At 76.5% G+C, this 19,874-nt stretch carries 19 protein-coding genes and 2 pseudogenes; 9 read left to right on the forward strand and 12 right to left on the reverse strand.

Features of this window, described 5'->3' with window-relative positions; genetic code table 11:
• Nucleotides 1-78: 78 nt before the first annotated feature.
• From OVA14_RS13900 to OVA14_RS09645, 7 genes are all read left to right on the forward strand, one after another.
• Nucleotides 79-1,035 (forward strand): phosphotransferase family protein, encoded by a 957-nt coding sequence (locus OVA14_RS13900; RefSeq protein WP_267503669.1) that lies wholly within the window; start codon nucleotides 79-81, stop codon nucleotides 1,033-1,035.
• A 603-nt stretch (nucleotides 1,036-1,638) separates the two neighbouring features.
• Nucleotides 1,639-2,133, forward strand: coding sequence for a hypothetical protein (locus OVA14_RS09620; RefSeq protein WP_267503670.1), 495 nt, complete (start codon nucleotides 1,639-1,641; stop codon nucleotides 2,131-2,133).
• A 9-nt stretch (nucleotides 2,134-2,142) separates the two neighbouring features.
• Nucleotides 2,143-2,703 carry a YceD family protein gene (locus OVA14_RS09625; protein ID WP_267503671.1) on the forward strand — a complete coding sequence of 187 codons (561 nt, stop codon included), beginning with the start codon at nucleotides 2,143-2,145 and terminating at the stop codon, nucleotides 2,701-2,703.
• Nucleotides 2,704-2,706: 3 nt separating this feature from the next.
• Complete coding sequence (gene rpmF, locus OVA14_RS09630; RefSeq protein WP_123698226.1) at nucleotides 2,707-2,910, forward strand: 50S ribosomal protein L32; 204 nt, start codon at nucleotides 2,707-2,709, stop codon at nucleotides 2,908-2,910.
• 22 nt (nucleotides 2,911-2,932) lie between these two features.
• The gene (rnc, locus tag OVA14_RS09635; protein ID WP_267503672.1) at nucleotides 2,933-3,616 is read left to right on the forward strand and encodes a ribonuclease III; all 684 of its coding nucleotides are present in this window, start codon (nucleotides 2,933-2,935) and stop codon (nucleotides 3,614-3,616) included.
• A gap of 4 nt (nucleotides 3,617-3,620) precedes the next feature.
• Nucleotides 3,621-4,496: a bifunctional DNA-formamidopyrimidine glycosylase/DNA-(apurinic or apyrimidinic site) lyase gene (mutM, locus tag OVA14_RS09640; protein ID WP_267503673.1), complete on the forward strand. Its 876-nt coding sequence runs from the start codon at nucleotides 3,621-3,623 to the stop codon at nucleotides 4,494-4,496.
• A gap of 32 nt (nucleotides 4,497-4,528) precedes the next feature.
• A complete protein-coding gene (locus tag OVA14_RS09645; protein WP_267503674.1) occupies nucleotides 4,529-5,161 on the forward strand; it encodes a DUF2461 domain-containing protein in 633 nt (210 codons plus the stop codon).
• A gap of 12 nt (nucleotides 5,162-5,173) precedes the next feature.
• Here the strand turns inward: OVA14_RS09645 and OVA14_RS09650 are convergent, their stop codons facing one another.
• The 5 genes from OVA14_RS09650 to OVA14_RS09670 form a co-directional block, all read right to left on the reverse strand.
• Entirely contained in the window at nucleotides 5,174-5,698 is a 525-nt protein-coding gene (locus OVA14_RS09650; protein WP_267505556.1) for an aldehyde dehydrogenase family protein, read from the reverse strand.
• Nucleotides 5,638-6,597 (reverse strand): aldehyde dehydrogenase family protein, encoded by a 960-nt coding sequence (locus OVA14_RS09655; protein ID WP_267503675.1) that lies wholly within the window; start codon nucleotides 6,595-6,597, stop codon nucleotides 5,638-5,640. The genes OVA14_RS09650 and OVA14_RS09655 overlap by 61 nt, the downstream gene beginning before the upstream one ends.
• A gap of 33 nt (nucleotides 6,598-6,630) precedes the next feature.
• Nucleotides 6,631-7,326, reverse strand: a complete 696-nt coding sequence (locus OVA14_RS09660; protein ID WP_267503676.1) for a hypothetical protein — start codon at nucleotides 7,324-7,326, stop codon at nucleotides 6,631-6,633.
• Nucleotides 7,327-7,803: 477 nt separating this feature from the next.
• Nucleotides 7,804-8,895, reverse strand: a complete 1,092-nt coding sequence (locus OVA14_RS09665) for a GNAT family N-acetyltransferase (protein ID WP_267503677.1) — start codon at nucleotides 8,893-8,895, stop codon at nucleotides 7,804-7,806.
• A complete protein-coding gene (locus tag OVA14_RS09670; protein ID WP_267503678.1) occupies nucleotides 8,892-9,977 on the reverse strand; it encodes a hypothetical protein in 1,086 nt (361 codons plus the stop codon). The genes OVA14_RS09665 and OVA14_RS09670 overlap by 4 nt, the downstream gene beginning before the upstream one ends.
• Nucleotides 9,978-10,105: 128 nt before the next feature.
• Between OVA14_RS09670 and smc the strand changes: the two are divergent.
• Nucleotides 10,106-13,613, forward strand: a pseudogene (gene smc / locus OVA14_RS13905) (chromosome segregation protein SMC).
• Nucleotides 13,614-13,669: 56 nt separating this feature from the next.
• Here smc and OVA14_RS09680 read toward each other — a convergent pair.
• The 5 genes and pseudogenes from OVA14_RS09680 to OVA14_RS13910 form a co-directional block, all read right to left on the reverse strand.
• Nucleotides 13,670-14,332 (reverse strand): hypothetical protein, encoded by a 663-nt coding sequence (locus OVA14_RS09680; protein ID WP_267503679.1) that lies wholly within the window; start codon nucleotides 14,330-14,332, stop codon nucleotides 13,670-13,672.
• A complete protein-coding gene (locus OVA14_RS09685; RefSeq protein ID WP_267503680.1) occupies nucleotides 14,320-14,982 on the reverse strand; it encodes a hypothetical protein in 663 nt (220 codons plus the stop codon). The genes OVA14_RS09680 and OVA14_RS09685 overlap by 13 nt, the downstream gene beginning before the upstream one ends.
• 82 nt (nucleotides 14,983-15,064) lie before the next feature.
• On the reverse strand, nucleotides 15,065-15,199 hold the full coding sequence (locus tag OVA14_RS09690) for a hypothetical protein (protein WP_267503681.1): 135 nt from the start codon (nucleotides 15,197-15,199) through the stop codon (nucleotides 15,065-15,067).
• Entirely contained in the window at nucleotides 15,196-15,783 is a 588-nt protein-coding gene (locus tag OVA14_RS09695) for a hypothetical protein (protein WP_267503682.1), read from the reverse strand. The genes OVA14_RS09690 and OVA14_RS09695 overlap by 4 nt, the downstream gene beginning before the upstream one ends.
• A 130-nt stretch (nucleotides 15,784-15,913) precedes the next feature.
• A pseudogene (locus OVA14_RS13910) lies at nucleotides 15,914-16,381 on the reverse strand (FAD-binding oxidoreductase); the annotation flags it as partial.
• A gap of 719 nt (nucleotides 16,382-17,100) precedes the next feature.
• Between OVA14_RS13910 and OVA14_RS09700 the strand changes: the two are divergent.
• A complete protein-coding gene (locus OVA14_RS09700; RefSeq protein WP_267503683.1) occupies nucleotides 17,101-17,631 on the forward strand; it encodes a class I SAM-dependent methyltransferase in 531 nt (176 codons plus the stop codon).
• A gap of 36 nt (nucleotides 17,632-17,667) precedes the next feature.
• Here OVA14_RS09700 and OVA14_RS09705 read toward each other — a convergent pair whose 3' ends face one another.
• A complete protein-coding gene (locus OVA14_RS09705; protein ID WP_267503684.1) occupies nucleotides 17,668-18,501 on the reverse strand; it encodes a DNA-3-methyladenine glycosylase family protein in 834 nt (277 codons plus the stop codon).
• 10 nt (nucleotides 18,502-18,511) lie between these two features.
• A complete protein-coding gene (locus OVA14_RS09710; RefSeq protein WP_420710585.1) occupies nucleotides 18,512-19,798 on the reverse strand; it encodes a TerC family protein in 1,287 nt (428 codons plus the stop codon).
• Nucleotides 19,799-19,874: the final 76 nt, after the last annotated feature.

A 19,874-nucleotide genomic window follows, 5' to 3' on the forward strand; every position in this document is an offset into this window, starting at 1 on the left:
CCTCCCGGAGCTCGCGGCGCTGCTCGACCCGCGCGCCCGTGAGGCGATGCTCGGTCCGCACGAGGTGCTGCAGGTGCGGTGGAAGCCGGGCGCGGTGCTCGTGCTCGCGGTGCGCGACGCGCGGGGCGAGGCGGGCTGGGTCGCCACCTACGCCGACGCGGCGAAGGCTCGAGAAGACGGCGCAGCGCGCGGCCGCCGCGGGCGTCGCGGTCGATCGGCCCGCCCCGCGCACGATGCGCGGCCCCGTGCGCGCGGACCGCGCGCTCGCGCGGCCGCTCCGGCGGCTCGCCGCGCGCGGCCGCCTCGACCTCGACGCCGCGGCCGTGCTGCGCTTCAACCCGCTGCGCCGGCTCGTCGTGGCGGAGGGCGAGCGGGTGGTGCGCGTGGGGGCGGGTCCCCGCGACCACGAGCCTGCGCGCGGCCGCGGCGGCGCGCGACGCGGGCGCGCCGGTCCTGCCGCACGAGCGGCTCGGCCCCACCTCCGTCGTCACGCCCCGGTGGGGGCGCGGCGACCTCTCGCACCTGGGCGGCGTCGAGGCCGCGCGCGCCGCGGGTGCGGCCCTCGCGGCGCTGCACGGGGGCCGTCCCGCCGCCCCGGCCCTCGAGGCGGGCGCCGTCGCCGCCCGCGCCGCCGAGGGCGTCGCGGCGCTGCTGCCCGAGCTCGCGGCGCGCGCCCGCGCCCTCGCGGGCGCGCTGCTGCCGCGCCTCGTCGGCGGCGCCCCGGTGCTCTCGCACGGCGACTGGTCGCCCGATCAGGTGCTCGTGGACGGCGGCGCCGTGCGGATCGTCGACCTCGATCGGGTCTGCACCGCGCCGCCCGAGCGGGACCTCGGCTCGTGGCTCGCGAGCGGCGGTCCGACGGCGATGCTCGAGGGCTTCGCGGACGCGGGCGGCGGCTGGGACGAGCGCGCCCTCGGGGCGTGGCGGGCGCTCGCCGGGCTCGAGCGCGCCGCCGAGCCCTTCCGTCGCGGCGTCGCGGACTGGCCCGCGTCGGTCGCGGCGCGGCTCGCGAGCGCCGAGGAGGCGCTCGCATGAGCGCGGGCACGACGGCGCCGACGGGGCTCGACGCGCGCGCGGTGCCGGAGGCGGTGGAGGCCGAGGGCCTGTCCTGGAGCGTGGAGCGGGCGTGGCCGGCGGCGGACCCGGGGGAGCCGATCGCGATCGAGGCGCGCTCGCGTCTCGGCGTGCGCGCCGGCACGTGGTCGGCGGGCGCGGGCGCCGCGCTCGTGCGCGAGGACGACCGGCTCCCGGCGCTCGCGCAGGCCTGCGCGGGCAGGGCACGGTGCTCGGCCACCGGCTCGGCCGCCGCGCGGTGCTCCGCCTCGACGGCGGCAGGCTTCGCGAAGGCGGTGCGGCGCGGTCGCGCTCCTGCGCTCGAGGCGGCGCACCGGCTGGGCGCGGCGCTGCCGGTGCCCACGCCCGCCGTCGAGCACGTCGAGCCCGCGCTCCTCGTGCTCGCGGGGCTGCCCGGCCGCACGCTCGAGTCGCTCGGCGACGACCCGTCCGTCGACGAGCGCACCTGGCGCCGCGCGTGGGCGGCGTGGGCGGCCTGCTGGCCCGGCGTCGCGACGGCGTTCGGCGCCGCGGAGGACGTCGAGCACCAGGCTGGGGCGGCACGGCGTCGACGAGGAGGCCGCGGTGCTGCGCGACTGGGCGCGCAGGGCGGGCACGGCCGAGGGGCCGGCGGTGGCCGGGCGCATGGCGGCGCTCGCCGATGGCGCCGCGCGCGGCCTCGAGCCGGAGCGCGACCGCGCGTGCCTGCTCGCGCACCGCGACCTCCACGGGGCGCAGCTGCTGTGGGACGTGCGCGCGGGCCTCGCGCTGCTCGACCTCGACACGCTCGCGCTCGCCGATCCGGCGCTCGACCTCGGCAACCTCCTCGCGCACGTCGACCTCGCGGTCTCGCAGCGCCGGTGGGCGCCGCACCGCGCCGCCGCCCCGGTCGCGGCGGTCGCCCGCGTCGCCGACGCGCTCGGCATCGCGCCCGCGCGCGTCGAGCGGTGGCGGCTCGCCGCGGCGGTCCGCGTCGCGCTCGTGCATCGCGTGCGGCCCCGCGGCCGGGCGTGGGCGGGCCGCGAGCTCGTGCGCCTCGAGCGCCGCCTCGCGGACGACGGGCTCCTGGGTCGCCGGTAGGCTCGAGGCATGCCTGCACACCCCTTCTCGATCTCCGTGCGCGACATCGTGCGGAAGCCGGGCCAGATGCGCGAGCACTCGCTCGACGCGCCCTTCGGCGACGAGGTCGGCGAGGGCCTCGCGAAGGTCGCCGTCGATGCGCCGATCGAGCTCGACGTGCGCCTCGAGAGCGTCCACGAGGGCATCCTCGCGACCGGCACCGCGGCGGTCGCCGCGCAAGCCACCTGCTCGCGCTGCCTCGTCGAGTTCGCGCTCGACGTCGATGTCGACTTCCTCGAGCTGTTCGCGTATGATGGTCAGTCGGAATCCGACTACCTCGTGGTCGACGACATCGTCGACCTGCTGCCGGTGGTCAGGGACGCGGTGGTGCTGGCGCTGCCGTTCCAGCCGGTCGACCGACCGGACTGCGCGGGGCTCGACCCCGTGACGGGGGAGCGGCTCGAGCCTGGCACCGCATACGTGCCGCCGGAGACCACCGATCCTCGGTGGGCAGCGCTCCAGGGGTTCTCAGCAGACGTGACCGACGACCAGTCGTCGGGTGAGGGCGCGCAGGCGCCGAAGAAGGAGTGAGCAATGGCTGTTCCCAAGAGGAAGATGTCGCGGTCGAACACGCGCGCCCGCCGGTCGCAGTGGAAGGCCGTCGTGCCCAAGCTCGTGAAGACGATCGAGGGCGGCAAGACCGTCTACAGCCTCCCGCACCGCGCGAAGGTCGTCGAGGACTCGGCCGGCACGCCCCTGTACATGGAGTACAAGGGCCGCAAGGTCGCCGACGTCTGATCCTGCCGGGATCACTCGTCGCATGACGGACGAGCGCGCACTGCTCGAGCAGCTCGGGGTCGAGATCGGCCCCGAGCTGCTGTCGTTGGCGCTCACCCACCGCTCCTGGGCCTACGAGCACGGCGGCGCGCCCCACAACGAGCGGCTCGAGTTCCTGGGCGACTCGATCCTCGGCCAGGCCATCACGATCGAGCTCTACCGCCGCTTCCCCGAGGCGTCCGAAGGGCAGCTGGCGAAGCGCCGCGCGGGCGTCGTCTCGACGATGGCGCTCGCCGAGGTCGCGCGCGGCATCGGGCTCGGCCGCCACATCCTGCTCGGCAAGGGCGAGTCGGCGTCGGGCGGCGCCGACAAGGCGTCGATCCTGGCCGACACGATGGAGGCGGTTTTCGGCGCCGCCTTCCTCTCGGTCGGCCACGCGGGCTCCGCCGCCCTCGTGCTGCGGCTCGTCGGGCCGCTGCTCGACGACCCCGGCCGCACGGGCGCGGCGCTCGACCCGAAGACGGCGCTGCAGGAGGCCGCGGCCGCCCGAGGGCTCGGCGCCCCCGTCTACGAGATCGAGGCGAGCGGCCCCGACCACGCCCGCACCTTCGTCGCCACCGTGCGCATCGACGACGAGGCCGTCGCCACCGGCACGGGCACGAGCAAGAAGGTGGCCGAGATGGCCGCCGCGCTCGACGCGCACCAGCAGCTCACCGCCGAGGCCTGAGCCCGTGCCGGAGCTGCCGGAGGTCGAGGTCGTGCGCGCGGGCCTCGCGCCCGCGGTCGACGGCGCGCGCGTGGATGCGGTCGAGGTGCTTGACGCCCGCTCGGTCGCCCGCCACGACGGCGGCGCCGCCGCGTTCGAGGGCGCGCTCGTCGGCCGCAGGCTCGCGCTGCCCGAGCGGCGCGGCAAGTTCCTCTGGATCCCGCTCGCGGCCGAGGGCGCGGCGCCCCGCCAGGCGCTGCTCGCGCACCTGGGCATGTCGGGCCAGATGCTGCTGCGCGAGCCCGGCGCGCCCGCCGACCGCCACACGCGCATCCGGCTCGTGCTCTCGCATCCCGCCCACGGCCCGCTCGAGGTGCGCTTCGCCGACCAGCGCCTCTTCGGCGGCCTCGCGGTGCGGCCGCTCGTCGACGGCGTGCCCGACCATGCCTCGCACATCGCCCTCGATCCCGTCGACGCGCGCTTCGACGCCGCGGCGGTCGCGCGCCGGCTGCGCCTGCGCCGGCAGGGCGTGAAGGCGGCGCTCCTCGACCAGACGCTCGTCTCCGGCATCGGCAACATCTACGCCGACGAGGCGCTGTGGCGCTCGCGCCTGCACTACGCGACGCCCGGCGAGCGCCTCACGCAGGCGCGGGCGCTCGCGCTGCTCGCCGACGTGCGCGACGTGCTCGACCTCGCGCTCGCCGAGGGCGGCACCTCCTTCGACGCGCAGTACGTGAACGTCAACGGCCAGGCCGGCTACTTCGCGCACTCGCTGAACGCCTACGGCCGCGGCGGCCAGCCGTGCCCGCGCTGCGGCGCGACGATGGTGCGCGAGCCCTGGGCCAACCGCTCCTCGCACCGCTGCCCGCGCTGCCAGCGGCGCCCGCGCGGCCTCGCCTGAGGCGCGCCGGACAGCGGGCGTAGGCTCGGGGGATGCCCTTCGACGGATTCCCGGCCGACGCGTTCGCCTTCTACCGCGAGCTGGAGGCGCACAACGAGAAGCCCTGGTGGGAGGCCAACAGGCCCCGCTACGAGGGGGCCGTCAAGGCTCCCTTCGAGGCGCTCGCCGAGGAGCTGGAGCCCGTCGCCAACCGCGTGAAGCTCTACCGGCCCTACCGCGACGTGCGCTTCAGCCACGACAAGACGCCCTACAAGACGCGACAGGGGATGCTCGCGCAGCGGGCGGAGGGGGTCGGCTGGTACGTGAACCTCGACGCCGAGGGCGTGTGGCTCGGCGGCGGCTTCTTCGGCGATGCGGCGCTCACGAAGGCCTACCGCGCGGCCGTCGAGGCGGCCGCGCCCGGAACGGCCCTCGAGGGCATCGTCGCCGAGCTCGAGGAGCGCGGCTACGAGATCGGCGGCGAGCAGCTGAAGACCGCGCCGCGCGGCGTCGACCGCGACCACCCGCGCATCGCGCTGCTGCGCCGCAAGTGGCTCACCGCGCGGCGGCACGTCGCGCCCGCGGACGCCGCGGGCCCCGAGCTGCTCGACGCGCTCTTCGACACGGTCGAGGACGTGCGGCCGCTCGTCGCCTGGGGCGCCGAGCACGTCGCCCCCGCCCGCTGACGCGGCGGCCCGTCAGCCGAGGATGCGGCGCAGGAGCGCGCGGCGCTCCGGCGGCACGGGCGGGTAGATGACGCGCAGCGTGTCGAGCGCCGTCGGCTTCGACAGCACGGCCTTCCGGTGGCTGAACGCCTCGAACGAGTGCCGCCCGTGGTACGCGCCCATGCCGCTCTCGCCCACGCCGCCGAAGGGCAGCGCCTCCGAGCCGACGTGCGCGACGGCCACGTTGATGCCGAGGCCGCCCGAGCTCGTCTCGCGCTCCACGCGCCGGATCGCCTCGCGCTCGCGCGCGAAGACGTACAGCGCGAGCGGCTTGTCGAGGCCGCGCATCCGCCGCACGAAGGCGTCGACGCCGTCGATCGGCAGCACGGGCAGCAGCGGCCCGAAGATCTCCTCCTGCATGAGCGGCGAGGCCTCGTCGACGTCGACGAGGATCGTCGGCGCCGCGTAGCGGGCCTGCACGTCGACCTCGCCGCCGGTCACGGCGGTGCCGCCCGAGAGCAGCCCCTGCAGGCGCTCGGCGTGGCGCTCCGAGACGATGCGGCCGAAGTCGGGGAGTCGCGCGGCTCGCGCAGCTGCTCTGCGGTCGCGCGGCGCAGCTCCTCGACGAGCTCGTCCGCGACCTCGCGGTCGACGAGCACGTGGTCGGGCGCGACGCACGTCTGCCCCGCGTTCAGCCACTTGCCCCAGGCGATGCGCCGGGCCGCGGCCGCGATGTCGGCCGAGCGGTGCACGTAGACGGGGCTCTTGCCGCCGAGCTCGAGCACCGTGGGGGTCAGGTGCTTCGCGGCGGCCGCGGCGACGATGCGGCCGACGGTGCCGTTGCCGGTGTAGAAGATGAGGTCCCAGCGCTCGGCGAGCAGCGCCGTCGTGACGTCGGCACCGCCCTCGACGACGCGCACCGCGCGTGGGTCGAGGTAGGCGGGCACGAGCTGCGCGAGGAGGCGCGAGGTCGCGGGCGCGACCTCGGAGGGCTTCAGCACCGCGGCGTCGCCCGCGGCGAGCGCGCCGATGAGGGGCGCGAGCGAGAGCTGCAGCGGGTAGTTCCAGGGCGCGATGACGAGCGCGGCGCCGAGCGGCTCCGGCACGGTGCGCGCCGCGGCCGGCTGCAGCGCGAGCGGCGCGGGCACGGGCGTCGGCGCCATCCAGCGGCGCAGCGAGCGCCGCGCGCGGCGCGCCTCGGCGACGGTGTAGCCGATCTCGGTCATGTGCGCCTCGAGGTCGCCCTTGCCGAGGTCGTCGGCGAGCGCGCGCTCCCAGAGCGACACGTTCTGCAGCAGCATCCGCGCGACGCCCTCGAGCTGCTCGGCGCGCCACGCGCGCGAGCGCGTCGTGCCGTCGAGCACGGCCTCCCGCATCTCGGCGGCGATGCCGGCGAGGGACTCCGGGGAGGAGGCAGTCGGGGATGCGGCGGCCGGGGCGGGGGTGCGATCGCTCATGGCGCCATGCTCGCACCCGCGCCCGTGCGCGGCCTATGCCGCGCCGCCGCCGTCGCTCGCCTCGCCGTCCCCGCCCTCCGCAGCCGCGAGCCGCCGCTGCCAGCCACCCTCGGCGCCGACGGGCACGAAGCCCAGCGCCTCGTTGACGGCGAGCATCGGGCGGTTCTCCTCGGCGTTCCAGGTGAGGATGCGCGTGCGGCCGGGGTGCAGGCGACCGAGCTGCAGCAGGTTCTCGGCCTTCACGAGCATCCCGAGGCGGTGCCCGCGGTGCTCGGCGTGCACGAGCGTGTCCTCCTGGTAGGCGGGGCGGCCGTCGGCGGGCAGCACGAGCGTCGTGAACGCCACCGCCTCGCCGGTGGCGACGTGCGTCGCGACCGCCTGCAGGATGCGGTTGCCGGATGCCTCCAGCTCGGTCTCGGTGCGCGCGAGCCGCGCGGCGTCCCAGGTCTCGTCGTCGACGTCGAGGCCGGCGGCCGGCGCGTCGGTGACCATGCGCGCGTGGAGGCCCGCGAGGGCCTCCGCGAGCTCCTCGGGCGTGCGCCCCGACCAGATGCGGATCGCGTAGGCGTCGCCCGCCGCGGCCGCCGCGTCGGCGCGGAAGCCCTCGAGCGAGGCGCGCGCCGCATCGACGTCGAGCGCCGAGATGCGGTCGACCTGCTCGAGCGCGTAGCCGAGCGAGGCCGCCAGCCTGGCCGCCGCGTCGGCGGCGACGGCCCCGTGGCCGCTCACCGCCGCGATCGCCGCCTCGCCCTCCGCGGGCGCGCGGTGGTCGATCCAGGCCTGCAGCGTCGTGGCGCCGAGGCTCGCGGGCGACGTCCTCGATGCGCGTCGCGACCGCGCGCCCGATGCCGCGGGATCGCGCGTCCGGCACGACCCAGGCCGAGACGTAGCCCACGCTCGAGCCCTCCTCGCGGGCGACCGAGGCGATCCCGCGCGCCACGTCGCGGCCCTCGTGCACCACGAGGAAGCGCCGCGTCTCCTCGTCCTCGTCGTTCGCGAGGCTCGCGAGGATCTCGTCGACGGTCGTGTCGTGCGAGTCGTCGCCCCAGAACGCCTGCGTGACCGCGTTGGCCGTCGCGACGTAGCGGTGGATGCGCGTGAGCGCCGGCTCGTCGTAGGGCCCCTCGGGCGCGACGAGCTCGAGCCACTCGAGGGCAGCGGCGTCGATCCGGCCGGCGGCGGCCCGCTCGGCGTCGTCCTCGCCGGTCATGCCGCGTCCTTCCGCTGCCAGGCGCCCTCGCCGCAGATCGCGACGAAGCCGAGCGCCTCGTTCACCGCGAGCATCGGGCGGTTCTCCTCGGCGTTCCAGGTGCGCACGATCGCGGCGGGCTCGTGCGCGTCGAGCGCGAGCAGGTTGGCGACCTTCACGAGCATCCCCAGCCGGTGGCCGCGGTGGTCGCCGTGCACGAGCGTGTCGTGCTGGTACCAGGGCGCGCCGCCGCCCGAGCCCGTGAGCGTCGTGTAGGCCACGACCTCGTCGGTCGCCGCGTCGACGGCGATCGCGCGCAGCAGCGTGCGCCCGCCGTCCACCTGGCTCGCCTCGTAGCGGCGCAGGCGCTCGGCGTCCCAGGCCTCGGCCTCGTGCTCGAGCCCCGCCGAGGGCGCGTCGACGGACATGCGCGAGTGGAGGGCCGCGAGGGAGGCGAGCCGGTGCTCGGGCGTGCGGCCCGTCCACGTCTCCGCGCGGTAGCGCGGCAGCGCGAGCGCCTCGGCCTCCGCGCCGTGCGCCTCGAGGCCGGCGCGCACGTCCGCGAGGCGCAGCTCGCTCATGCGCTCCACCTGCTCGAGCGCGAAGCCGTAGCGTTGCAGCATCCGCACCTGCGGGGAGTCGGCGGGCACGGCCCCGTGGCCCGTGGGCGGCGCGATCGTGGGGCCGGGGGCCGGGTGGTGGTCGGCCCACGCCTGGAACGTCGTCGCGCCGCTCGCGCGCATCCGCGCGATGAGGTCGTCGGCGAGCGCGGCGCCCACGCCGCGGCCGCGCGCGCCGGGCACGACCATGACGTCGACCTCGGCGAGCGTCGTCGCCTCGAGCAGCCCGCGGCACGCGTAGCCCCGCCCGACGGGCTCGCCGTCGAGCAGCGCGATCGTGCGCAGCTCCTGCGACTCGCCCTCCTGCCGGCGCCACTGCGCCCAGGCCTCCTGGTACGTGACGGCGTGGCTCGCGTCGCCGCCCCAGCCGTCGACGACGACGGCGTTCCGCACGTCGACGAGCGTGCGCAGCAGCCGCGCCCCCTCGTCGTCGCCGTCCCAGGTCTCGGGCACGGGCACGTCGACGATCTCGATGCCTGCCGCGCTCATCGCACGTCCTTCCGCTGCCACACGCCCTCGTGCGCGACGGCGACGAAGCCCGTCGCCTCGTTCACGGCGAGCATGTGGCGGTTCTCCTCGGCGTTCCAGGTGCCGACCCGGGGGTGGGCGGGGTGGTGGTCGCGCAGCTCGACGAGGTTCGCGAGCTTCAGCAGCATGCCGAGCGCGCGACCGCGGTGCTCGGCGACGACGAGCGTGTCGTGCTGCCGCGCGATCCCGGCGCCGTCGGCGGGCGCCGCGCCGACGAACAGCGAGGTGAAGCCCGCGAGCGCGCCGCTCGGCCGGTGCCGCACGACGACGGTGCGCATCGTGCGGCCGCCGTCGGTCTTCGAGCGCTCGAAGTCGGCGAGCCGCTCGTCGCTCCAGGTCTCCGGCTCGAGCGCGAGCCCGCCGACGGGCGCGTCGGTCGACATGCGCTCGTGCAGGCGGCGCATCTCCGCCCGGTGCGCGGCGGGCGTCGGGCCCGCCCACGCGATCGTCTCGTAGTCGTCGCCCGAGCGCTCGCGGGCGTCGGTCAGCCGGGCGTCGAGGTCGAGGTCGAGGATGTCGGCGACGCTCACGCGGTACACCTGCTCGAGCACGAAGCCGCGCGCCACGAGCGGGGCGGCCTCGGCGTCGTCGGGATCGGCGCCGCCGAAGCCGGTCGCGGCCGTGACGGCGCCCGTCGAGGCCGCGGGGGAGCCGCCCATCACCGTGGGGCGGCCCAGCTCGCGCGCGAGGCGCATCGCGTCGTCCGTGAGGGCCTCCGCCACCGCGAGCCGGCGCTCGCCCACGAGGTCGTCGTCGAGGGCCAGACCGAAGTCGAGCACGTCGGTCGACTCCTGCAGCGGCAGCCAGATGCTCGAGATGCCGAGCACGCGGTCGCCGTCGGCGACGACGCGCACGAGGTGGTCGTCGGCCTCGTTCGGCAGCCAGGAGGCGAGCCGCTCCTCGTGCGTGAGCGCGGCGGTGCCGGCGTAGCGGGGCAGGTTCACCCGCTCCATGTGGTCGGAGACCGCGCGGAAGCGCTCGCCGACCTCGCCGGCCTCGTCGGCGGTCGCGGGCAGCGTCAGGGGCGTGACGTCGATGCGCATGGGGGATCATCCGCCGCTCGCGCGAGGCACCGTGCCTGCGGGCAGCCTTGCAGGATGCCATGCGCGCGCCCTGCGCACAACCTGTCGGCGCGCCGGTAGGTTGGGCCGCAGCACGACCCGGGAGCCGCATGCACCTCAAGACCCTCACCGTCAAGGGCTTCAAGTCGTTCGCGCGCTCCACCACGTTCCAGTTCGAGCCGGGCGTCACGTGCGTCGTGGGGCCGAACGGCTCGGGCAAGTCGAACGTCGTCGACGCCCTCGCGTGGGTCATGGGCGAGCAGGGCGCCAAGACGCTCCGCGGCGGCAAGATGGAGGACGTCATCTTCGCCGGCACGGCGACGACCGGCCCGCTCGGCCGCGCGCACGTCGAGCTCGTGATCGACAACGCCGACGGCGCGCTCCCCATCGAGTACGCCGAGGTGCAGATCTCGCGCACCCTCTTCCGCAGCGGCGGCTCGGAGTACGCGATCAACGGCGAGTCGTGCCGCCTCCTCGACGTGCAGGAGCTGCTGAGCGACTCCGGCCTCGGCCGCGAGATGCACGTGATCGTCGGCCAGGGCCAGCTGGATGCCGTGCTGCAGGCGACGCCCGCCGACCGCCGCGGCTACATCGAGGAGGCCGCGGGCATCCTCAAGCACCGCCGCCGCAAGGAGAAGACCCTCCGCAAGCTCGACGCGATGCAGGCCAACCTCACGCGCCTGCAGGACCTCACGGGCGAGATCCGCCGCCAGCTGAAGCCCCTCGGCCAGCAGGCCGAGATCGCCAAGGAGGCCGCCACGATCCAGGCGACGGTGCGCGAGTCGCGCGCGCGCCTCATCGCCGCCGAGGTCGTGGGGCTGCGGCAGCAGCTCGAGTCCGCCGCCCGCTCGGAGTCCGAGCGCAAGTCGGAGCGCATCGTGCTGCAGGAGCAGCTCGAGCAGGCGCGGCTGCGCGCCGCCCGCCTCGAGGAGTCGATGGCGGGCGACGACGTCGACGTCGCGCGGCAGGTCGCGCACGGGCTCGAGCGCGAGCTCTCGCGGCTGCAGTCGCTGCACGCGCTCGCGGGGCAGCGCCTGGCACTCCTCGAGGAGGCGCCCGAGGCGATCGACGCCGCGCCGCTCGTGACGCCCGAGATGGTGCAGGCCGCGCGCGACGAGGCCTCGGCGCTCGGCGACCGCGTCGCCGCCGCCGAGGGGCAGGCTCGGCCGCGCGGCCGCCGCGACCGCGCTCGCCCGCGCGAACCTCGACTCGCTCGACGAGGAGATCGCCGCGCAGGCCGCGCTCGTCTCGAAGCACGACCTCGAGCTCGCCGCGCTCCGCTCCCGCGTCGACGTCGCGCGCTCGACCCTCGCCGCCCGCGAGGCGGAGGTGCAGCGCCGCGAGGCGCAGGTGGCCACCGCGGCGCAGCGGCTCGCCGAGGCGCAGGCCGCGGCCGGCGAGGCTCGGCGACGACGAGGACGCGGGCGACAACGCCTCGCTCGCGGGCGCCTACCGCGAGGCCGACGCGGCGCAGGCCCGGCGCTCGACCGCGCTCGACGAGCGCCGCGAGGCCCTCCACGCGGTCGAGCGCGAGCGCGACGCCCTCGCCGCCCGCACCTCCGCGCTCACGATGGCGCTCGCGGACGCGAACGCCTCCGCGGGCCTCGTCGAAGCCGGGCTGCCGGGCCTCACGGGGCTCGTGGCCGAGCGCGTGAAGGTGCAGAAGGGCTTCGAGGCCGCGATCGCCGCCGCGCTCGGCACGCTCGGCGAGGCCGTGCTCGCCGACTCGCGCGAGGCCGCGGCCGCCGCCGTCGAGCACGCGCACGCCGAGGGCCTCGGCCGCATCGAAGCGGTCGTCGCGAGCGCCGGCCGCATGCACCCGCGCGTCGCGGACGTCGCGAACGAGGGCGTCGCAGGTGCCGTGCACGCGCCCACCGTCGTCGAGGCGCCCGAGGGCGTGCTCGGCATCCTCGCCTGGACCTTCGTCGTCGACGACCTCGACGCCGCGCAGGCCGCCGGCCCGAAGCTGGCGGACCTCGAGCTGGGCGGCCCGATCACGCTCGTCACGCGCCGCGGCGACTTCGTGAGCGAGCACCTGCTGCGCGGCGGCAGCGACGACAGCCGGTCGCGCCTCGAGCTGCTCGCCGAGCGCGACGCCGCCACCGAGCGGCTCGACGAGCTCTCCACCGCCATCGAGCGCGAGGCCGGCGCCCTGGATGACGCCCGGCAGGCCCACCAGCGCGCCAAGCGCGATGCGGCGGAGGCGCTCGAGGCGCTCCGCGCGCACGACGCCGCCTCGGCCTCGCGCGGCGAGCAGCGCTCGCGGGCGCGCGCCCGGCTCGAGTCGGCCACGGGCGAGCACGAGCGCGCCGAGGCGGCGCTCGCGGAGGCCCGCGGCGGCATCCAGGAGGCGCATGACGGCGTCGAGGCGGCCGAGCGGACGCTCGAGCGCTTCGAGGCGAAGCCGCGGCCCATCCTCGACGCCTCCGAGCGCGACGCGCTGCTCGTGGAGCTCGAGGAGGCGCGCGGGGCCGAGACCGACCTGCGCATCGAGCTCGAGACCGCGCGCGAGCGCGTGCGCGCCGAGCTCGCGCGCGCCGAGCAAGCCTGGGCCGCGACGTCGAGGCGCAGCGCGCCCGCGCCGAGGAGGCCGCGCGGCGCGCGGTGCTGCGCGAGCGCCAGCGCGTGCAGGCGCAGCGCGTGCTCGACGCGATCCCGCCCGTGCTCGGCGTCGCCGAGCGCAGCGTGCAGGAGGCGCGCGGCGTGCTCGCGGAGCGCGAGGCCGCCCGACGCGACCGCAACGAGGAGCTCGGGCGCCTGCGGCGCGACGAGGGGGGCCTCCGCGAGCGCCTCCAGGAGCTCACCGAGCACGTGCACGTGGCCGAGATGGAGGCCTACGAGCAGCGCCTGCACCTGTCGAACCTGCTCGAGCGCGCCGGCAGCGAGCTCGGGCTCGAGGAGGCCGTGCTCGTCGCCGAGCACGCGCCCGAGGACGGCTGGGACCGCAGGGCGGAGCAGGCCGTGCTGCAGGACGCGGAGCGCAAGCTCGGTCGCCTCGGCCGCGTCAATCCGCTCGCGCTCGAGGAGTTCGAGGCGCTCGAGCAGCGGCACCGGTTCCTCACCGAGCAGCTCGCCGACCTCGCGACCACGCGCAAGGACCTCGAGCAGATCATCGCCGACCTCGACGTCACGATGGAGACGATCTTCGCCGCCGCCTTCGAGGACACGCGCGCGGCCTTCGCCGAGGTGTTCCCGGTGCTGTTCCCCGGCGGCTCGGGCTCGCTCGCGCTCACCGATCCCGACGACATGCTCGCGACGGGCGTCGAGGTGGCCGTGCGCCCGGCCGGCAAGAAGATCGACCGCATCTCGCTGCTCTCGGGCGGCGAGCGCTCGCTCGCGGCCGTCGCCTTCATGGTCTCGATCTTCAAGGCGCGGCCGAGCCCGTTCTACATCATGGACGAGGTGGAGGCGGCGCTCGACGACGCGAACCTCGGGCGCCTCCTGGCGGTGTTCGAGCAGCTGCGCGAGAGCTCGCAGCTCATCGTCATCACGCACCAGAAGCGCACGATGGAGATCGCCGACGCCCTCTACGGCGTCTCGATGCGGCAGGACGGCGTCTCCGCCGTCGTCGGCCAGCGCACGGCGCGCGACCGCGATCGCGAGCCGGTCGACGCCTAGGCCCCGACCTCTGCGATGCGCGTGCTCGCGCGCCGCCCAGCGCTCAGGCGTCGTGCTCAGGGCGTCGCGCGCAGCGCCGAGACCACGAAGGTGCGGCCCGGCCCGTAGATGGCGTCGAGCGCGGCCTGGATCGAGCCGTCGTCGAGGACGACGTCGACGACGAGGACGCCGTCGAGCCCCGTCGCGCCGAGGACGTCGGCGCGGGGCACGGCGGCGAGGTCGGCCTGCATCGCCGCGAGCTGGGCCTCGTCGAGGTCGCCCGACGGGTACTCGATCGCGGGCATCGTGATGCTCGCGAGCGAGACCGGCTCGCCGGCCACCGTCGCGACGCCCGAGCCCGCGTCGTAGGTCACGGGCACGCCCACGCCCTGCGCCCAGCGCACGCCGCCCGTCTCCTGGTGCTCGATCGTCGACCAGTCCCAGCCCTCGAGCATCGGGCCGTCGCACTGCGGCGGCGCCGACTCCGCGACCGCGCCGAGGCACAGCACCGTGCCGCCGTCGCGCTCGAGCAGCGTCGCGGGCGCGAGCGCCGGGTCGTCGGTGCTGGGCTCGGGGAGCCCGGCGAGCAGCGCCTGGGCCTCGGGCCCCGTGACGAGGGGCGCGTCGGGCGCCGCGCTGCCCGAGCCGGGCGAGCCGCCCGTGGCCGCGCAGCCCACCAGCACCCCGAGCGCCGCCGCTGCCGCGGCCGCCCTGCCGAGCCGCGCGCTCATCGCAGCCACGACTCCACCCACACGGCGCCGGGGCCGTACAGGTCGTCGAGGAACGCCTGCATCGAGCCGTCGTCGTAGACCACCTCGAGCGTCGCGACGTCGGCGGTCGCCGCCGATCCGCGGATGTCGGCCCGGTCGAGCGACATGAGGTCGGCCTGGATCGCCGTGGCGGTCGCCTCGTCGATCGTGCCGATGGGCTCCTCGTACGCGGGCATCGAGAGCGTCGCGAGGTCGAGCATCTCGACCACGGCGAGCGCGCCCGAGGCGGCGTCGTAGGTGGCGAGGAATGCGACGCTCGCCTCGGTCCAGCGCACGCCCGAGGCCTCCTCGTGCGCCGCCGCCGACCAGTCCCAGCCCTCGATCTCGGGACCGCCGCACTGCGGCGGGTAGGAGGTGAGCACCATGGTGCAGAGCATCGGAGGCCCGTCCGCGGCCTGCAGCGCGGTGCCGATGGCGAGCACCTCGCCGTCGGCCGACGGGACGGGCAGGTCGGCGAGGCGGGCGCGCGCCTGCGGCCCGGGCTCGAGCCCCGCGGCGGGCGCCGACGGCGCCGATGCCTGGGGCGGCTGCGGGGCGCCCGGCCCGGCGGGCGCGGCGGCCGCGCAGCCGGTGAGGAGCAGGAGCGCGGCGGCGGTGCCGGCGAGGGTGAGGGGTCTCATGCGACCACGCTAGGAGCGGCCGCTCGGAAGCACAGCCCAACGTTCCGCGCGACTCGTGCGTCCGGCTCGACCATCGCGCGGATCAGCGCGGCAGGCGGCCCTCGTGCAGCACGCCGTCCGGGTCCGCGGCGTCGCGGATGACGCGGAGCCGCGCGAAGTCCTCGGGCGAGCCGCAGCGGTCGAGGGTCTCGGAGGGCCCGAGGAAGGTCTGGATCATCCGCGGCGACGCCGCGGGCGCCAGCAGGGCCTCGAACCCCCGAGGCTCGCCGCGGCGGCCTCGCGCGACGCCCCGGGGAGCAGCGGCGCGAGCCCCATCGCCAGCCACCGGGCGCCCGCGAGGGAGCCGAACGCGGGCCTCGGCGGCGCGTCGAGCGCGCCGCCGAGGAGCCTCAGGCTCACGCCCACGATGCCCGCCTGCTCGGGCAGGTCGCGCCAGGCGAGCAGCGCGTCGATCGTCGCGTCATCGAGCCTCGCGAGCGCGACGGAGGCGCCGAGGCTCGGCGAGGGCTCCGTGGGCTCCGTCGCGGCGAGGGCGTGCGCGAGCTGCGTCGTCGGCCCCACCTCGTCGCGCTCGGGCTCGGCGGCGGCGCGGACGCCGTCGAGCCACGCGAGCGCCGCCTCGTCGGCGGCGAGCGCCTCGATCGAGAGCAGCGTCCGACCGCGCACGGCCTCCGGCAGCTGCGGGGCGTCGGGCATGCGCATCGAGGTGACGAGCACGCCGTGCGCGCCCCCGGCGTCGTGCGCCTCGGCCGCGTCGCGCACCGCGCGCAGGGCGGCCGCGGCCCGGTCGCCCGGGACCACGAGGCTCGGCCCGCACGAGCGTCGGCGCCGCGACGAGCCGAGCTCGAGGCTCGGTGACGACGCCGGGCGAGGCGCCGCCGCGCAGCGCCCACATGCCCTCCGAGTCCGTGGCGTCGTCGATGCGCTCGACCGCGCCGTCCGGGCGCACGAGCGTCGCCGCCCGCAGCGCGTGCGCGCCGAGGCCCGCGGCACGCGCGAACCAGCCGTGGCCGCCGCCCAGCACGAAGCCGGCGGCGCTCACGACGCGGCTCGTGCCGGCAGGCGCCGCGAGGCCCGTGCCCTCGAGCGCCTCGAGCACGGCGCCCCAGCGCACGCCCGCGCCGAGCCGGGCCCTGCGGGCCTCGACGGCGATCTCGAGATGGTTGAGCGCTGCGGTGCGCACGACGATCGCGCCCTCGAGCGCGCCGGTGGCGCCGTGGCCGCTCGGCTGCACGGCCACCGCGAGGCCGGTCTCGCGCGCCGCGGCGAGCACCGCCTGCGCGTCGTCGACGCCGGCGACGTGCGCGATCGCGGCGGGCCTCTGCTCGACCGCCAGGTTCCAGGGCAGGCGCTCGGCGTCGTACGCCTCGTCGCCGGGGAGGGTGAGGGAGCCCCGCATCGAGGATGCGAGGGCGCGGAGCGCGGCCGCGCGAGCGTCGGCAGCATCGGTCGTCACGGGCGCGACGGTACACCCGGCGGCCGACGCGCCACGGCCTCCGACCGTGCGAGGATCGACGGCGTGACCGATCGCGCCGCCCTCTTCCAGGCGCTCCGGCGCAGGCCCGACGTCGAGGATCCGACGCTGCAGGCGCACGACGCGAGCGATGCGCTCATCCTCGACGAGGCGCTGCGCGCAGGGCCGCTCCCCGAGGAGGTCGTCGTCATCGGCGACCGCCACGGCGCGCTCGCGCTCGGCGCCCTGCACGATGGGGCGCGACGCGTGCGCGCGCACCAGGACTCGATCGTGGGGGAGCGGGCGCTCGACGCGAACGCCGCCGAGCTCGGCATGACCGGCTTCCAGCACCACCCCCTCGACCCCTCGCTCGTCGAGGGCGCGCGGCTCGTGCTGCTGCAGCTGCCGCGCTCGCTCGACGCCCTGCAGGAGATCGCCGAGCTCATCGCGGCCCACGCCGACGAGGGCGTGCAGGTCGTCGCGGGCGGGCGCGTCAAGCACATGAGCCTCGGCATGACGGCGCTGCTCGAGGGGTCGTTCCGCTCGGTGCGCGCCTCGCTCGGCTGGCGGAAGTCGCGCGTGCTGCACGCGAGCGGCCCGCGGCGCCCGGCAGCGGGCGTGCCCGTGGCGAGCTGGCCCCGCCGGCGCGCCCACGAGCGCCCGGCGTGGGCAGGCTCGAGGTCGTCGCGCACGGGGCGGCCTTCGCCGGCACCGGCGTCGACATCGGGGCGCTCGCGCTGCTCGAGCGGCTGCCTGCCATGTCGGATGCGCCGGAGGCGATCGACCTCGCGTGCGGCACGGGCGTGCTCGGCACCGCGCTCGCCCTCGCGCGTCCGGGCATCCGGGTGCTGGCGACCGACGCCTCTGCCGCCGCGGCCGCCTCGGCCGCCGCGACCGCGGCCGCGAACGGCGTCGCCGACCGCGTGCGGGTGCGCCGGGCCGACGGCCTCGAGGGCGTGCCAGACGCCTCCGCGCCGCTCATCCTGCTGAACCCACCGTTCCACATCGGCGCCGCCGTGCACACGGGCGCGGCGGAGCGGCTCATCGCCGACGCAGGGCGCGCGCTCGCGCCCGGCGGCGAGCTGTGGTGCGTGTGGAACGCGCACCTCGGCTACCGGCCGCTGCTCGCCCGCATCGGCGAGACCCGCCAGGTCGCCAGGAACGCCAAGTTCGTCGTCACCGCGACGCGCCGCTGACGGCGGGCGTCCTCGTCGGCCGCCTGCTCGCGCTCCTCAGGCCGCGGGCGGCGGCGCCGCGGCGGCCGCCCAGCAGCGCAGCATGAGCGCCGAGCGGTGCCCCGCGCAGTCGGCGGCGAGCGCCGGGAGGTCGTCGATGCCGAGGTGGCGCGCGCCCTTCCGCACGGCCACGTCGCCGAGCAGCAGCACGTCGGGGTCGCCGAGGCGCAGCGAGAGGTAGCCGACGGTCCACGGGCCGATGCCCTTGAGTGCCTGCAGCTCGGCGCGCATCCGCGCGAGGTCGGCGCCGGGCGCCACCTCGATGGCGCCGGAGGCCACGACCTCGGCCGCGCGGCGCACGGCCGCGGTCTTCGCCGCAGGCCCTCGCAGCAGGTCGGCACCGGAGGCCACCTGCGCCATCGTGGGGAAGAGGCGGTCGATGCCGTCCTCGACGAGCGCCTCCGGGAGCGGGTCGCCCGCCGCCGAGAGCAGCCCCAGCTGCAGCGTCGCGGCCGCGACGGTGATCTGCTGCCCGACGATCGCGCGCACGAGCATCTCGTGCGCATCGGCGCAGCCGGGCTGCGCGAGCGCCGGCTCCGCGGCGACCGCGCGGGCGAGCGCAGGCGCGCCGTGCCGCTCGGCCGCCCACGTCAGCCGCGCGTCCGCCTCGGCGCGCGCCGCGGTGCCGCCGAGGTCGAACAGCCGCGCGAGGTCGGGGTCCTCGGTGGACGCCTCGTCGACGACCACGGCGGCGGAGGCCACGCGCGGGCCCGCCGCGCCGCGCAGCGAGCGCCGGTACGCGGCGAGGCCGCCCTGCGATGGCAGGACGGCCTCGATGCGGGGCACCGCGCGCGGCGCGAGCCAGGCGAGCACGCCGGTCGCGCCGGGCACGGTGCGGGGCCTACGACTGGTGGTCGTCGCGGTTCGCGAGGTCCTCGCGGCCCTGCGCGTTCGCCTCGCGGATGCGGCGGCGGAGCTCCTCGAGCGCCGCCTCGTCCATGTCCTCGCGCGCGGCCTCGCGCAGCACGTCCTCCGAGAAGTCGGAGGCGGGCGCCTCCTTGCCCTCGGCGTCGACGACGGTGACGGTGCCCGTGCGGGTGGCCTCGACCGTGAGCGGGCGGCGGAACGTGTTGCCCGTCGCGTCGACGATGTGGAAGTGGCCGTCGGCGCCGAGCTCCGCCTCCGACGGGCCGAGGTGCAGCGAGCCGTCGCCGCCCTTCCGCGCGTCCATCCGGATCTTGATGAGCGAGGCGACGACCGCGATGACCATCGAGGCGAGGATGACGATGAGCGAGTGCCAGACCTCGATGTGGGGGACCCACTCGATGGGCTGGCCGCCGTTGATGAACGGCAGCTCGTTCTTCTCCATCGCGTGGAAGACCAGCTTCACGCCGATGAAGCCGAGGATCGCCGCGATGCCGTAGTGCAGGTACACCAGGCGGTCGAGGAGGCCGCCGAGCAGGAAGTAGAGCTGGCGGAGGCCCATGAGCGCGAAGATGTTGCACGCGAAGACGAGGAACGGGTCGGTCGTCACCGAGAAGATCGCCGGGATCGAGTCGATCGCGAACAGCAGGTCGGTCGTGCCGAGCGCGAGGATCACGAGCAGGAAGGGCGTGATGTACTTCACGCCGTCCTCGGTGATCGTCGCCTTGCCGCCGTTCCAGCGGTCGGTGACGTTGACGCGCTTCTTCAGCAGGCGCACCGCGAAGTTGTCCTTCTCGCCGGCGTCGTCGTCGTGGCCGAACGCCTGCTTGTAGGCGACGTAGACGAGGTAGGCGCCGAAGATGTAGAAGATCCACGAGAGCTGCTCGACGAGCTGCACGCCCACGAGGATGAAGATGCCGCGCAGCACGATCGCGATCAGGATGCCGATCATGAGCACCCGCTGCTGCATCTCCTTCGGCACCGCGAAGCGGCTCAGGATGATGATGAAGACGAACAGGTTGTCGATCGAGAGCGAGTACTCGAGCAGCCAGCCCGTCACGAACTCGCCCGCGTGCTGGGCGTCGCCCATGAGCAGCAGGATGCCCGCGAAGACGAGCGCGAGGCTCACGTAGAAGACGACCCAGCCGGTCGCCTCCTTCATGGAGGGCACGTGCGGCCTCTTCACGACGATCAGCAGGTCGAAGATGAGGATGGCGACGAGGACCGCGAGGGACGCGATCTCGAAGATCTGGTACGGAGTCAAGCGCTGGGCCTTCCCGGTGGTGCGCGAACGGAGCTCGCGAACGTCTCTCCCACGCGGATCGCGCCGCCGCGACCGG

The organism is Agrococcus sp. SL85 (assembly GCF_026625845.1).
Classification (GTDB): Bacteria; Actinomycetota; Actinomycetes; order Actinomycetales; family Microbacteriaceae; genus Agrococcus.

What these genes read in the sequence shown, in the direction of transcription:
- OVA14_RS09625 (WP_267503671.1), top strand. Translation starts at nt 2,143, where the DNA reads ATGCCTGCACACCCCTTCTCGATCTCCGTGCGCGACATCGTGCGGAAG.
- rpmF (WP_123698226.1), top strand. Translation starts at nt 2,707, where the DNA reads ATGGCTGTTCCCAAGAGGAAGATGTCGCGGTCGAACACGCGCGCCCGC.
- rnc (WP_267503672.1), top strand. Translation starts at nt 2,933, where the DNA reads ATGACGGACGAGCGCGCACTGCTCGAGCAGCTCGGGGTCGAGATCGGC.
- OVA14_RS09645 (WP_267503674.1), top strand. Translation starts at nt 4,529, where the DNA reads ATGCCCTTCGACGGATTCCCGGCCGACGCGTTCGCCTTCTACCGCGAG.
- OVA14_RS09655 (WP_267503675.1), bottom strand. Translation starts at nt 6,597, where the DNA reads ATGAGCGATCGCACCCCCGCCCCGGCCGCCGCATCCCCGACTGCCTCC.
- OVA14_RS09665 (WP_267503677.1), bottom strand. Translation starts at nt 8,895, where the DNA reads ATGAGCGCGGCAGGCATCGAGATCGTCGACGTGCCCGTGCCCGAGACC.
- OVA14_RS09670 (WP_267503678.1), bottom strand. Translation starts at nt 9,977, where the DNA reads ATGCGCATCGACGTCACGCCCCTGACGCTGCCCGCGACCGCCGACGAG.
- OVA14_RS09685 (WP_267503680.1), bottom strand. Translation starts at nt 14,982, where the DNA reads ATGAGACCCCTCACCCTCGCCGGCACCGCCGCCGCGCTCCTGCTCCTC.
- OVA14_RS09690 (WP_267503681.1), bottom strand. Translation starts at nt 15,199, where the DNA reads ATGATCCAGACCTTCCTCGGGCCCTCCGAGACCCTCGACCGCTGCGGC.